11 protein-coding genes are annotated in these 13060 nt (G+C 61.6%); all 11 read left to right on the top strand.

Annotated features, from left to right (window positions below; genetic code table 11):
* Positions 1-8 precede the first annotated feature (8 nt).
* Positions 9-683, top strand: coding sequence for a NuoB/complex I 20 kDa subunit family protein (locus QRN10_RS07590; RefSeq protein WP_003174719.1), 675 nt, complete (start codon positions 9-11; stop codon positions 681-683).
* A gap of 71 nt (positions 684-754) precedes the next feature.
* Entirely contained in the window at positions 755-2539 is a 1785-nt protein-coding gene (gene nuoC / locus QRN10_RS07585; RefSeq protein WP_285428111.1) for an NADH-quinone oxidoreductase subunit C/D, read from the top strand.
* A gap of 2 nt (positions 2540-2541) precedes the next feature.
* The gene (gene nuoE, locus QRN10_RS07580; RefSeq protein ID WP_003174721.1) at positions 2542-3039 is read left to right on the top strand and encodes an NADH-quinone oxidoreductase subunit NuoE; all 498 of its coding nucleotides are present in this window, start codon (positions 2542-2544) and stop codon (positions 3037-3039) included.
* On the top strand, positions 3036-4394 hold the full coding sequence (gene nuoF / locus QRN10_RS07575) for an NADH-quinone oxidoreductase subunit NuoF (protein WP_181076615.1): 1359 nt from the start codon (positions 3036-3038) through the stop codon (positions 4392-4394). The genes nuoE and nuoF overlap by 4 nt, the downstream gene beginning before the upstream one ends.
* A 136-nt stretch (positions 4395-4530) precedes the next feature.
* Positions 4531-7245 carry an NADH-quinone oxidoreductase subunit NuoG gene (gene nuoG, locus QRN10_RS07570; protein ID WP_285428110.1) on the top strand — a complete coding sequence of 905 codons (2715 nt, stop codon included), beginning with the start codon at positions 4531-4533 and terminating at the stop codon, positions 7243-7245.
* On the top strand, positions 7242-8249 hold the full coding sequence (gene nuoH, locus QRN10_RS07565) for an NADH-quinone oxidoreductase subunit NuoH (RefSeq protein ID WP_181076612.1): 1008 nt from the start codon (positions 7242-7244) through the stop codon (positions 8247-8249). The genes nuoG and nuoH overlap by 4 nt, the downstream gene beginning before the upstream one ends.
* A gap of 11 nt (positions 8250-8260) precedes the next feature.
* Positions 8261-8809 (top strand): NADH-quinone oxidoreductase subunit NuoI, encoded by a 549-nt coding sequence (nuoI, locus tag QRN10_RS07560; protein ID WP_003174725.1) that lies wholly within the window; start codon positions 8261-8263, stop codon positions 8807-8809.
* Positions 8810-8818: 9 nt separating this feature from the next.
* Positions 8819-9322 carry an NADH-quinone oxidoreductase subunit J gene (nuoJ, locus tag QRN10_RS07555; RefSeq protein WP_016974048.1) on the top strand — a complete coding sequence of 168 codons (504 nt, stop codon included), beginning with the start codon at positions 8819-8821 and terminating at the stop codon, positions 9320-9322.
* 2 nt (positions 9323-9324) lie between these two features.
* Positions 9325-9633, top strand: a complete 309-nt coding sequence (gene nuoK, locus QRN10_RS07550; RefSeq protein WP_003174727.1) for an NADH-quinone oxidoreductase subunit NuoK — start codon at positions 9325-9327, stop codon at positions 9631-9633.
* Positions 9630-11483, top strand: a complete 1854-nt coding sequence (nuoL, locus tag QRN10_RS07545) for an NADH-quinone oxidoreductase subunit L (RefSeq protein ID WP_285428109.1) — start codon at positions 9630-9632, stop codon at positions 11481-11483. The genes nuoK and nuoL overlap by 4 nt, the downstream gene beginning before the upstream one ends.
* Before the next feature lie 39 nt (positions 11484-11522).
* Positions 11523-13055: an NADH-quinone oxidoreductase subunit M gene (gene nuoM / locus QRN10_RS07540; protein ID WP_034098707.1), complete on the top strand. Its 1533-nt coding sequence runs from the start codon at positions 11523-11525 to the stop codon at positions 13053-13055.
* Positions 13056-13060: the final 5 nt, after the last annotated feature.

Raw genomic sequence — 13060 nt, 5'->3', positions numbered from 1 at the left:
CTTTGGCGATGCAATACAATCTCACCAGGATCGACCCGGATGCTCCTAACGAGCAGTACCCCATCGGCGAACGGGAAACCGTTTCCGATCCGTTAGAAGATCAAGTCCACAAAAACATCTACATGGGCAAACTCGAAGACGTGCTGAGTGGCGCGGTCAACTGGGGGCGTAAGAATTCCCTATGGCCGTATAACTTCGGCCTTTCGTGCTGCTACGTGGAAATGACCACCGCCTTCACGGCGCCCCACGACATCGCGCGCTTCGGCGCCGAAGTAATCCGGGCATCGCCGCGCCAGGCGGATTTCATGGTTATCGCCGGTACCTGCTTCATCAAGATGGCGCCGATCATTCAGCGTCTCTACGAGCAAATGCTCGAGCCGAAGTGGGTTATCTCCATGGGTTCGTGCGCCAACTCCGGGGGCATGTACGACATCTACTCCGTGGTTCAGGGGGTGGACAAGTTCCTGCCCGTGGACGTCTACGTGCCTGGCTGCCCGCCCCGCCCGGAAGCATTCCTGCAAGGCTTGATGCTGTTGCAGGAATCGATTGGCAAGGAGCGTCGCCCACTGTCCTGGGTGGTCGGAGATCAAGGTGTTTACCGCGCCGAGATGCCGTCCCAAAAGGAACAGCGCCGCGAACAGCGAATCGCAGTCACCAACCTGCGCAGCCCCGACGAAGTCTGATCCAGCCCGCTTCTTTCATAGAACGAAAACCTGGCCTCATTCTTTACGTTGACCGAAAGCGATAAAAAACCATGACTACAGGCAGTGCTCTGTATATCCCGCCTTATAAGGCAGACGACCAGGATGTGGTCGTCGAACTCAATAACCGTTTTGGCCCTGACGCCTTTACCGCCCAGGCCACACGCACCGGTATGCCGGTGCTGTGGGTGGCACGTGCCAGGCTCATCGAAGTCCTGACTTTCCTGCGCAACCTGCCCAAGCCGTACGTCATGCTCTATGACCTGCATGGCGTGGACGAGCGTCTGCGCACCAAGCGCCAGGGCCTGCCAAGCGACGCCGACTTCACTGTGTTCTATCACCTGATGTCGCTGGAACGTAACAGCGACGTGATGATCAAGGTCGCGCTGTCCGAAAGTGACCTGAGCGTGCCGACCGTGACCGGCATCTGGCCCAACGCCAGCTGGTACGAGCGTGAAGTCTGGGATATGTTCGGCATCGACTTCCCGGGCCACCCGCACCTGTCGCGCATCATGATGCCGCCGACCTGGGAAGGTCACCCGCTGCGCAAGGACTTCCCTGCGCGCGCCACCGAATTCGACCCGTTCAGCCTCAACCTGGCCAAGCAGCAGCTTGAAGAAGAAGCGGCGCGTTTCCGTCCGGAAGACTGGGGCATGAAGCGCTCCGGCACCAACGAGGACTACATGTTCCTCAACCTGGGCCCGAACCACCCTTCGGCCCACGGTGCCTTCCGCATCATCCTGCAACTGGACGGTGAAGAAATCGTCGACTGCGTACCGGACATCGGTTATCACCACCGTGGCGCCGAAAAGATGGCCGAACGTCAGTCCTGGCACAGCTTCATCCCGTACACCGACCGTATCGACTACCTCGGCGGCGTGATGAACAACCTGCCGTACGTGCTCTCGGTCGAGAAGCTGGCCGGCATCAAGGTGCCGGACCGTGTCGACACCATCCGCATCATGATGGCCGAGTTCTTCCGGATCACCAGCCACCTGCTGTTCCTGGGTACCTATATCCAGGACGTCGGCGCCATGACCCCGGTGTTCTTCACCTTCACCGACCGTCAGCGCGCCTACAAGGTCATCGAAGCCATCACCGGTTTCCGCCTGCACCCGGCCTGGTACCGCATCGGTGGCGTGGCCCACGACCTGCCCAATGGCTGGGAACGCCTGGTCAAGGAATTCATCGACTGGATGCCCAAGCGCCTGGACGAGTACCAAAAGGCTGCGTTGGATAACAGCATCCTCAAGGGCCGTACCATTGGCGTTGCGCAGTACAACACCAAGGAAGCCCTGGAATGGGGCGTCACCGGTGCCGGCCTGCGTTCCACCGGCTGCGATTTCGACCTGCGTAAAGCTCGCCCCTACTCCGGCTACCAGAACTTCGAGTTCGAAGTACCGCTGGCGGCCAACGGCGATGCCTACGACCGTTGCATCGTGCGCGTCGAAGAAATGCGCCAGAGCCTCAAAATCATCGAGCAATGCATGCGCAACATGCCGGCAGGCCCGTACAAGGCGGATCACCCGCTGACCACGCCGCCGCCCAAAGAGCGCACGCTGCAGCACATCGAAACCCTGATCACGCACTTCCTGCAGGTTTCGTGGGGCCCGGTCATGCCGGCCAACGAATCCTTCCAGATGATTGAAGCGACCAAGGGTATCAACAGTTATTACCTGACGAGCGATGGCGGCACCATGAGCTACCGCACCCGGATTCGTACACCGAGCTTCCCGCACTTGCAGCAGATCCCTTCGGTGATCAAAGGCGAGATGGTCGCGGACTTGATTGCGTACCTGGGTAGTATCGATTTCGTTATGGCCGACGTGGACCGCTAAGCATGAACAGCACGCTTATCCAGACAGACCGTTTCACCTTGAGTGAAACCGAGCGCTCGGCCATCGAGCACGAGCTGCATCACTACGAAGACCCGCGCGCGGCGTCGATCGAAGCCTTGAAGATCGTCCAGAAGGAGCGCGGCTGGGTGCCGGACGGCGCCCTCTACGCCATCGGCGAAATCCTCGGCATCCCCGCCAGCGACGTTGAAGGCGTGGCGACGTTCTACAGTCAGATCTTCCGCCAGCCGGTCGGCCGCCACATCATTCGCGTGTGCGACAGCATGGTCTGCTACATCGGTGGTCACGAGTCCGTGGTCAGCGAAATTCAGAACAAACTGGGCATCGGCCTCGGCCAGACCACCCCGGACGGCCGCTTCACGCTGCTGCCGGTGTGCTGCCTGGGCAACTGCGACAAGGCGCCGGCGTTGATGATCGACGACGACACATTCGGTGACGTCCAGCCTGCCGGCGTGACCCAATTGCTCGAGGGCTACCCATGACCCTGACATCTTTCGGCCCGGCCAACCGCATCCAGCGGTCGCCCGAAACTCACCCGCTGACCTGGCGCCTGCGCGACGATGCCGAACCGGTATGGTTCGACGAATATCAGGCCAAGAACGGTTACGCCGCCGCGCGCAAAGCCTTCGCCGACATGGCCCAGGACGATATCGTCCAGACCGTGAAAGACGCGGGCCTCAAAGGCCGCGGCGGTGCAGGCTTCCCCACGGGCGTCAAATGGGGCCTGATGCCCAAAGACGAATCCATCAACATCCGCTACCTGCTGTGCAACGCGGATGAAATGGAACCCAACACCTGGAAAGACCGCATGCTGATGGAGCAACTGCCCCATCTGCTGATCGAAGGCATGCTGATCAGCGCCCGCGCGCTGAAAACCTACCGGGGCTATATCTTCCTGCGTGGCGAATACACCACTGCCGCCAAGCACCTCAACCGTGCCGTGGCAGAGGCCAAGGCCGCAGGCCTGCTGGGCAAGAACATCCTCGGTTCGGGGTTCGACTTCGAACTGTTCGTGCACACCGGCGCCGGGCGTTATATCTGCGGTGAAGAAACCGCGCTGATCAATTCCCTCGAAGGCCGCCGCGCCAACCCGCGCTCCAAGCCGCCCTTCCCCGCCGCCGTGGGCGTGTGGGGCAAGCCGACCTGCGTGAACAACGTCGAAACCCTGTGCAACGTGCCGGCGATCATCGCCGACGGCGTGGACTGGTACAAATCCCTGGCCCGCGAAGGCAGCGAAGACATGGGCACCAAGCTCATGGGCTTCTCCGGCAAGGTCAAGAACCCTGGCCTGTGGGAGCTGCCGTTCGGCGTGACCGCGCGCGAGCTGTTCGAGGACTACGCCGGCGGCATGCGCGACGGCTATACCCTGAAAGCCTGGCAGCCAGGCGGCGCCGGTACCGGCTTCCTGTTGCCCGAACACCTCGACGCACAAATGTACGCCGGCGGCATCGGCAAGGTCGGCACCCGTATGGGTACGGGCCTGGCGATGGCGGTGGACAACACCGTCAACATGGTGTCCTTGCTGCGCAACATGGAGCAGTTCTTTGCCCGTGAATCGTGCGGGTTCTGCACCCCATGCCGCGACGGCCTGCCGTGGAGCGTCAAGCTGCTGATGGCCCTGGAAAAAGGCGAAGGCCGCGAGGGTGATATCGAGACCCTGCTGGGCCTGGTCGGCTTCCTCGGCCCAGGCAAGACCTTCTGTGCTCACGCACCGGGCGCCGTGGAGCCATTGGGCAGCGCAATCAAATACTTCCGCTCTGAATTCGAGGCCGGCATCGCGCCAACCCGCGCGGGCGACCTCAATCAGGTGGTATCACCGACCATGGTCGGTGCGTAACGCTTAAAAAAGCGAAGGGTCCGTGCCCTTCGCTTTTCTCATGTGCTGACGCCTTGAAGGCTGTGTAGATGCACATGAATAACAAGATTCCATTAGCCACGCCCGCTGACAACGGGCCAACGAAGAACTTTGAACCATGGCCACTATCCACGTAGACGGCAAAGCGCTCGAAGTCGATGGGGCGGACAACCTGTTACAGGCATGTCTGTCACTCGGTCTCGACATCCCTTATTTCTGCTGGCACCCGGCGCTCGGCAGCGTCGGTGCCTGTCGCCAGTGTGCGGTCAAGCAGTACACCGACGAGAACGACACCCGTGGTCGTATCGTCATGTCCTGCATGACACCGGCCACCGACAACACCTGGATCTCCATCGACGATGAAGAATCCAAGGCGTTCCGCGCCAGTGTCGTCGAGTGGCTGATGACCAACCACCCCCACGACTGCCCGGTCTGTGAGGAAGGCGGTCACTGCCACCTGCAGGACATGACGGTGATGACCGGCCACAACGAGCGCCGTTATCGCTTCACCAAGCGTACCCACCAGAACCAGGACCTCGGCCCGTTCATCTCCCATGAGATGAACCGCTGCATCGCCTGCTACCGCTGCGTACGTTTCTATAAAGACTACGCCGGCGGCACCGACCTCGGCGTATTCGGCGCCCACGACAACGTGTACTTCGGTCGCGTTGAAGACGGCGTGCTCGAAAGCGAATTCTCCGGCAACCTCACCGAGGTCTGCCCCACCGGCGTGTTCACCGACAAGACTCACTCCGAGCGCTACAACCGCAAGTGGGACATGCAATTCGCCCCGAGCATCTGCCATGGCTGCTCCAGCGGTTGCAACATCTCCCCGGGCGAGCGCTACGGTGAACTGCGTCGCATCGAAAACCGCTTCAACGGTTCGGTCAACCAGTACTTCCTGTGCGACCGTGGCCGTTTCGGCTATGGCTATGTCAACCGCGAAGACCGCCCACGCCAGCCGCTGCTGGCCGATGGCGCCAAGCTGAGCCTGGACGCGGCGCTGGACAAAGCCGCCGATCTGCTGCGCGGCCGTAACATCGTCGGTATCGGCTCGCCCCGCGCCAGCCTCGAAAGCAATTTCGCCTTGCGCGAACTGGTCGGCGCCGAGCACTTCTACAGCGGCATCGAAGCCGGTGAGCTGGAACGCATCCGCCTGGTCCTGCAAGTGCTGAACGACAGCCCGCTGCCGGTGCCGAACATGCGCGACATCGAAGACCACGACGCCATCTTCGTCCTCGGTGAAGACCTGACCCAGACCGCCGCGCGTATCGCGCTGTCCCTGCGTCAGTCGGTCAAAGGCAAGGCTGAAGAGATGGCCGACGCCATGCGCGTACAGCCCTGGCTTGACGCGGCAGTGAAGAACATCGGCCAGCACGCGCTGAACCCGCTGTTTATCGCCAGCCTGGCTGAAACCAAGCTCGACGATATTGCCGAAGAGTGCGTACACGCCGCACCGGACGACCTGGCCCGCCTCGGGTTCGCCGTAGCCCATGCCCTCGACGCCAGCGCCCCTGCCGTCGAAGGCCTGGATACTGAAGCCGCCGAACTGGCCCAACGCATTGCCGACGCCCTGCTGGCGGCCAAGCGTCCATTGATCATTGCCGGTACCTCGCTGGGTTCCAAGGCGCTGATCGAAGCGGCGGCCAACATCGCCAAGGCGTTGAAGCTGCGCGACAAGAACGGCTCCATCAGCCTGGTTGTACCGGAAGCCAACAGCCTCGGCCTGGCCATGCTCGGTGGCGAGTCCGTGGATGCTGCCCTGCAAGCGGTGATCGACGGCAACGCCGACGCCATCGTGGTGCTGGAAAACGATCTGTACACCCGGACCGATGCGGCCAAGGTTGACGCTGCGCTGAACGCCGCCAAGGTGCTGATCGTCGCCGACCACCAGAAGACCGCCACCAGCGACCGCGCCGACCTGGTACTGCCGGCCGCCACCTTCGCCGAAGGCGACGGCACCCTGGTCAGCCAGGAAGGCCGCGCCCAGCGCTTCTTCCAGGTGTTCGATCCGAAGTACATGGATGCCAGCATCCTGGTTCACGAAGGCTGGCGCTGGCTGCATGCCCTGCGCGCCACCCTGCTGAACCAGCCGATCGACTGGACCCAGCTCGACCACGTCACCGCCGCCACTGCCGCGAGCGCGCCGCAGCTTGCCCGGATTGTCGACGCCGCGCCGTCCGCCGCGTTCCGCATCAAGGGTCTGAAACTGGCCCGTGAGCCGCTGCGTTATTCCGGTCGTACCGCCATGCGCGCCGATATCAGCGTGCATGAACCGCGTACGCCGCAGGATATCGACACCGCGTTTGCCTTCTCCATGGAAGGCTACTCGGGGTCGGCCGAACCGCGTCAGCAGGTGCCGTTCGCCTGGTCGCCGGGGTGGAACTCGCCACAGGCCTGGAACAAGTTCCAGGACGAAGTCGGTGGCCACATCCGTGCCGGCGACCCGGGCACCCGCCTGATCGAAACCCAGGGCGATTCGCTGAACTGGTTCGCCGCCATACCGCGTCCGTTCAACCCGGCCCAGGGCACCTGGCAGGTTGTGCCGTTCTTCCACCTGTTCGGCAGCGAAGAGAACTCTTCCAAAGCCGCGCCGGTACAAGAGCGCATTCCGCAAGCCTACGTGTCCGTGGCCAAGTCCGAAGCCGACCGCCTGGGCGTCAACGACGGTGCCCTGCTCAGCCTGAACGTGGCCGGCCAGACCCTGCGTCTGCCGCTGCGTATCAACGAAGCGTTGGGCGCCGGCCTGGTTGCACTGCCTAAAGGCCTCGCCGGCATCCCGCCTGCGATCGAAGGTTTTACCGTTGACGGTCTGCAGGAGGCAGCGCAATGACCTGGTTCACCCCTGAAGTGATCGACGTGATCATCTCGGTCGTCAAGGCTATCGTGATCCTGTTGGCCGTGGTTGTGGCGGGCGCCCTGCTCAGCTTCATCGAACGTCGCCTGTTGGGCTGGTGGCAGGACCGTTACGGTCCGAACCGTGTCGGCCCGTTCGGCATGTTCCAGATCGCCGCCGACATGCTGAAGATGTTCTTCAAGGAAGACTGGACTCCGCCGTTTGCCGACAAGGTGATCTTCACCCTGGCACCGGTCGTGGCCATGAGCGCCTTGCTGATCGCCTTCGCGATCATCCCGATCACCCCGACCTGGGGCGTGGCGGACCTGAACATCGGCTTGCTGTTCTTCTTCGCCATGGCCGGCCTGTCGGTCTACGCGGTGCTGTTCGCCGGTTGGTCGAGCAACAACAAGTTCGCCCTGCTGGGCAGCTTGCGGGCCTCGGCCCAGACCGTGTCCTACGAAGTGTTCATGGGCCTGGCGCTGATGGGCATCGTGGTGCAGGTCGGCTCGTTCAACATGCGCGACATCGTCGAGTACCAGGCGCAGAACCTGTGGTTCATCATTCCGCAGTTCTTTGGCTTCTGTACCTTCTTCATCGCTGGCGTGGCCGTGACTCACCGTCACCCGTTCGACCAGCCGGAAGCGGAACAGGAACTGGCCGACGGTTACCACATTGAATACGCCGGTATGAAGTGGGGCATGTTCTTTGTCGGTGAGTACATCGGCATCATCTTGATCTCGGCCCTGCTGGTCACGCTGTTCTTCGGCGGCTGGCATGGTCCATTCGGCATCCTGCCGCAGTTGGCGTTCTTCTGGTTCTTCCTCAAGACCGCGTTCTTCATCATGTTGTTTATCCTGCTGCGCGCTTCCATTCCGCGTCCACGATACGACCAGGTGATGGATTTCAGCTGGCGCTTCTGCCTACCGCTGACCCTGATCAATTTGCTGGTGACCGCTGCCGTTGTGTTGTTGAACACGCCAGCGGGCGCGGTTCAGTGAGGATTTGACCCATGTTCAAATATATTGGCGACATCGTTAAGGGTACCGGTACCCAGTTGCGAAGCCTGGTGATGGTTTTCGGCCACGGCTTTCGCAAACGCGACACCCTGCAATACCCGGAAGAAGCGGTGTACCTGCCGCCGCGCTATCGCGGCCGCATCGTACTGACCCGCGACCCCGATGGCGAAGAGCGTTGCGTAGCCTGCAACCTGTGCGCCGTGGCGTGCCCGGTGGGTTGCATCTCCCTGCAGAAAGCTGAAACCGAAGACGGTCGCTGGTACCCGGACTTCTTCCGCATCAATTTCTCGCGCTGCATTTTCTGCGGCCTCTGCGAGGAAGCTTGCCCGACCACCGCGATCCAGCTCACACCGGATTTCGAGATGGCCGAGTTCAAACGTCAGGACCTGGTGTACGAGAAAGAAGATCTTTTGATTTCCGGTCCCGGTAAAAACCCTGATTACAACTTCTATCGTGTTGCAGGTATGGCCGTTGCCGGTAAGCCCAAAGGCGCCGCACAAAACGAAGCCGAGCCGATCAACGTGAAGAGCTTGCTGCCTTAAGGAAGAAAGATGGAATTCGCTTTCTATTTCGCATCGGGTATCGCGGTTGTGTCCACGCTTCGCGTGATCACCAACACCAACCCCGTGCACGCCCTGCTCTACCTGATCATTTCGCTGATCGCCGTGGCCATGACCTTCTTCAGCCTCGGCGCACCGTTCGCCGGTGTGCTGGAAGTGATCGCCTACGCCGGCGCCATCATGGTGCTGTTCGTGTTTGTGGTGATGATGCTCAACCTGGGTCCGGCTTCGGTCGCCCAGGAACGCGTCTGGCTCAAGCCCGGCATCTGGCTCGGCCCGGTTGTCCTCGCGGCGCTGCTGCTGGGTGAACTGCTGTATGTGCTGTTCGCTCACCAGAGCGGCCAGGCCATCGGCCACACCACCGTGGATGCGAAAGCCGTCGGCATCAGCCTGTTCGGCCCGTACCTGCTGGTGGTCGAACTGGCGTCGATGCTGCTGCTCGCCGCAGCCGTCACCGCCTTCCACTTGGGCCGCAACGAAGCCAAGGAGCAATGACGATGCCTGCTATCCCTTTGGAGCATGGTCTGGCGGTCGCCGGCATCCTGTTCTGCCTTGGCCTGGTCGGCCTGATGGTTCGCCGTAACATTTTGTTCGTGTTGATGAGCCTGGAAATCATGATGAACGCCGCCGCACTGGCGTTCATCGTCGCGGGTGCACGTTGGGGCCAGCCGGATGGACAAGTCATGTTCATCCTGGTGATCAGCCTGGCAGCCGCCGAGGCCAGTATCGGCCTGGCGATCCTGCTGCAGCTGTACCGTCGCTTCCACACGCTTGATATCGACGCTGCCAGTGAGATGCGCGGATGAACATGATCTTTCTGACTTTCCTGTTTCCCCTGATCGGTTTCCTGCTGCTGTCGTTCTCTCGCGGGCGCTGGTCGGAAAACCTGTCCGCGCTGATCGGCGTGGGTTCGATTGGCCTGTCGGCAATCGTCGCCGCCTACGTCATCTGGCAATTCAACGTGGCGCCGCCGGAAGGCGGTCACTACACCCTGGTGCTGTGGCAGTGGATGTCGGTGGAAGGCTTCAAGCCCAACTTCGCCCTCTACATCGACGGCCTGTCGATCACCATGCTCGGCGTAGTGGTCGGCGTAGGTTTCCTGATCCACCTGTTCGCGTCCTGGTACATGCGCGGTGAAGCGGGCTACTCGCGCTTCTTCTCGTACACCAACCTGTTTATCGCCAGCATGCTGTTCCTGGTGCTCGGCGATAACCTGTTGTTCTTGTACTTCGGCTGGGAAGGCGTGGGTCTGTGCTCGTACCTGTTGATCGGTTTCTACTACAGCAACCGCAACAACGGTAATGCCGCGCTCAAGGCGTTTATCGTCACCCGTATCGGCGACGTGTTCATGGCCATCGGCCTGTTCATCCTGTTCCAACAGGTGGGCACGCTGAACATCCAGGAACTGCTGGTACTGGCACCGCAGAAATTCCAGATCGGCGACTTCTGGATCACTCTGGCCACGCTGATGCTGCTGGGCGGCGCCGTGGGTAAATCCGCGCAACTGCCACTGCAGACCTGGCTGGCGGACGCGATGGCCGGCCCTACCCCGGTGTCGGCACTGATCCACGCCGCAACGATGGTGACCGCCGGTGTCTACCTGATCGCCCGTACCCACGGCCTGTTCACCCTGGCGCCGGAGATCCTGCACCTGGTGGGCCTGGTCGGCGGCGTGACCCTGGTACTGGCCGGCTTCGCCGCGCTGGTACAGACCGACATCAAGCGCATCCTCGCCTACTCGACCATGAGCCAGATCGGCTACATGTTCCTGGCCCTGGGCGTCGGCGCCTGGGACGCGGCGATCTTCCACCTGATGACCCACGCCTTCTTCAAGGCCCTGCTGTTCCTCGCTTCCGGTGCGGTGATCGTGGCCTGCCACCACGAGCAGAACATCTTCAAGATGGGCGGCCTGTGGAAGAAACTGCCATTGGCCTATGCCAGCTTCATCGTCGGTGGTGCCGCCCTGGCCGCCCTGCCGCTGGTGACCGCCGGTTTCTACTCCAAGGATGAAATCCTCTGGGAAGCCTTTGCCAGCGGTAACCAGAACCTGCTGTACGCAGGCCTGGTCGGTGCCTTCATGACCTCGCTGTACACCTTCCGCCTGATCTTCATCACCTTCCACGGTGAAGCCAAGACCGAAGCACACGCAGGCCACGGCATCTCGCATTGGCTGCCACTGTCGGTGCTGATCATCCTGTCGACTTTCATCGGCGCCATGATCACTCCGCCACTGGCCGGCGTATTGCCGGAAAGCGTGGGCCATGCCGGCGGCGACGCCAAGCACAGCCTGGAAATCGCCTCGGGCGCCATTGCCATTGCCGGTATCCTGCTGGCGGCCCTGCTGTTCCTCGGCAAGCGCCGCTTCGTGACCGCCGTGGCCAACAGTGGCATCGGCCGTTTCCTGTCGGCCTGGTGGTTCGCTGCCTGGGGCTTCGACTGGATCTACGACAAACTGTTCGTCAAGCCGTACCTGGCCATCAGCCATGTACTGCGTAAAGACCCGCTCGACCAGACCATTGGTTTGATCCCGCGCGCGGCCAAAGGCGGTCACACAGCCTTGAGCCGCAGCGAGACCGGCCAATTGCGTTGGTATGCGGCTTCCATGGCGGCTGGCGCCGTGCTGGTGATCGGCGCCATCGTAGTGGTAGCGGTCTGATATGAACTTTGCGAACTTGCGAAAGGAAACGAGCCCGTCATGATTCTGCCCTGGCTAATCCTGATCCCCTTTATCGGCGGCCTGCTCTGCTGGATGGGTGAACGCTTCGGCGCCACCCTCCCCCGCTGGATTGCGTTGCTGACCATGTCCCTGGAACTCGCGCTCGGCCTCTGGCTGTGGGCCCATGGCGACTATTCATTTGCTCCGGCACCGGGTGTCGATCCGACGTTCGCGCTTGAATTCAAGCACGTGTGGATCCAGCGCTTCGGCATCAACGTGCACCTGGCCCTCGACGGCCTGTCGCTGTTGATGATCCTGCTGACCGGCCTGCTAGGTATCCTCTCGGTACTCTGCTCCTGGAAAGAGATCCAGCGTCACGTGGGCTTCTTCCACCTGAACCTGATGTGGATCCTGGGCGGCGTGGTCGGCGTGTTCCTCGCCCTCGACCTGTTCATGTTCTTCTTCTTCTGGGAAATGATGCTGGTGCCGATGTACTTCCTCATCGCGCTCTGGGGTCACAGTTCTTCGGACGGCAAGAAAACCCGGATCTACGCGGCGACCAAGTTCTTCATCTTTACCCAGGCTTCCGGCCTGATCATGTTGGTGGCGATCCTGGGTCTGGTACTGGTCAATTTCAACAACACCGGCGTGATTACCTTCAACTACGCCGATCTGTTGAAGACCAAGATGTCGCTGACCACCGAGTACGTGCTGATGCTGGGCTTCTTCATCGCCTTTGCGGTGAAGCTGCCGGTGGTGCCGTTCCACTCCTGGCTGCCGGATGCGCACGCCCAGGCACCGACCGCCGGTTCCGTCGACCTGGCCGGTATCCTGCTGAAGACCGCTGCGTATGGTCTGCTGCGTTTTGCCCTGCCGCTGTTCCCGAATGCTTCGGCCGAGTTTGCGCCGATTGCCATGACCCTGGGTCTGATCGGGATTTTCTACGGTGCGTTCCTGGCTTTCGCGCAAACCGACATCAAGCGTCTGATTGCCTTCTCGTCCGTTTCCCACATGGGCTTCGTACTGATCGGCATCTACTCGGGCAGCCAACTGGCGTTGCAAGGCGCAGTGATCCAGATGTTGGCCCACGGTGTCTCGGCCGCGGCCCTGTTTATCCTGAGTGGTCAGCTGTACGAGCGCCTGCACACCCGTGACATGCGTGAGATGGGGGGCGTGTGGTCGCGCATTGCCTACCTGCCGGCGATCAGCCTGTTCTTCGCCGCCGCGTCCCTGGGCCTGCCGGGCACCGGCAACTTCATCGGCGAGTTCCTGATCCTGATGGGCGCGTTCGTACAGACGCCGTGGATCAGCGCCATCGCCACCTCGGGCCTGGTATTCGGTTCGGTCTACTCGCTGATCATGATCCACCGCGCTTACTTCGGCCCGGCCAAGTCCGACACCGTCCTGAAAGGGATGGATGCGCGCGAACTGATCATGGTGCTCGGTCTTGCGGTATTGCTGATCTATATCGGCGTGTACCCGCAACCGTTCCTGGACACGTCTGCCGCAACGATGCATGGCGTGCAGCAGTGGTTCGGCACCGCCTTCTCTCAACTCGCTTCGGCCCGGTAAGAGCG

The organism is Pseudomonas sp. lyk4-R2A-8 (assembly GCF_030209095.1).
GTDB classification, from domain to species: Bacteria; Pseudomonadota; Gammaproteobacteria; order Pseudomonadales; family Pseudomonadaceae; genus Aquipseudomonas; species Aquipseudomonas quebecensis.
The sequence above is the reverse complement of the archived record's forward strand: the minus strand, read 5'-3'. Positions and strand labels throughout refer to the sequence as shown.

Excerpts from the sequence above, each read along its gene's own strand:
- nuoC (WP_285428111.1), top strand. The coding sequence starts at position 755 with ATGACTACAGGCAGTGCTCTGTATATCCCGCCTTATAAGGCAGACGAC.
- nuoJ (WP_016974048.1), top strand. The coding sequence starts at position 8,819 with ATGGAATTCGCTTTCTATTTCGCATCGGGTATCGCGGTTGTGTCCACG.
- nuoF (WP_181076615.1), top strand. The coding sequence starts at position 3,036 with ATGACCCTGACATCTTTCGGCCCGGCCAACCGCATCCAGCGGTCGCCC.
- nuoH (WP_181076612.1), top strand. The coding sequence starts at position 7,242 with ATGACCTGGTTCACCCCTGAAGTGATCGACGTGATCATCTCGGTCGTC.
- nuoE (WP_003174721.1), top strand. The coding sequence starts at position 2,542 with ATGAACAGCACGCTTATCCAGACAGACCGTTTCACCTTGAGTGAAACC.
- QRN10_RS07590 (WP_003174719.1), top strand. The coding sequence starts at position 9 with ATGCAATACAATCTCACCAGGATCGACCCGGATGCTCCTAACGAGCAG.
- nuoL (WP_285428109.1), top strand. The coding sequence starts at position 9,630 with ATGAACATGATCTTTCTGACTTTCCTGTTTCCCCTGATCGGTTTCCTG.
- nuoI (WP_003174725.1), top strand. The coding sequence starts at position 8,261 with ATGTTCAAATATATTGGCGACATCGTTAAGGGTACCGGTACCCAGTTG.
- nuoK (WP_003174727.1), top strand. The coding sequence starts at position 9,325 with ATGCCTGCTATCCCTTTGGAGCATGGTCTGGCGGTCGCCGGCATCCTG.
- nuoG (WP_285428110.1), top strand. The coding sequence starts at position 4,531 with ATGGCCACTATCCACGTAGACGGCAAAGCGCTCGAAGTCGATGGGGCG.
- nuoM (WP_034098707.1), top strand. The coding sequence starts at position 11,523 with ATGATTCTGCCCTGGCTAATCCTGATCCCCTTTATCGGCGGCCTGCTC.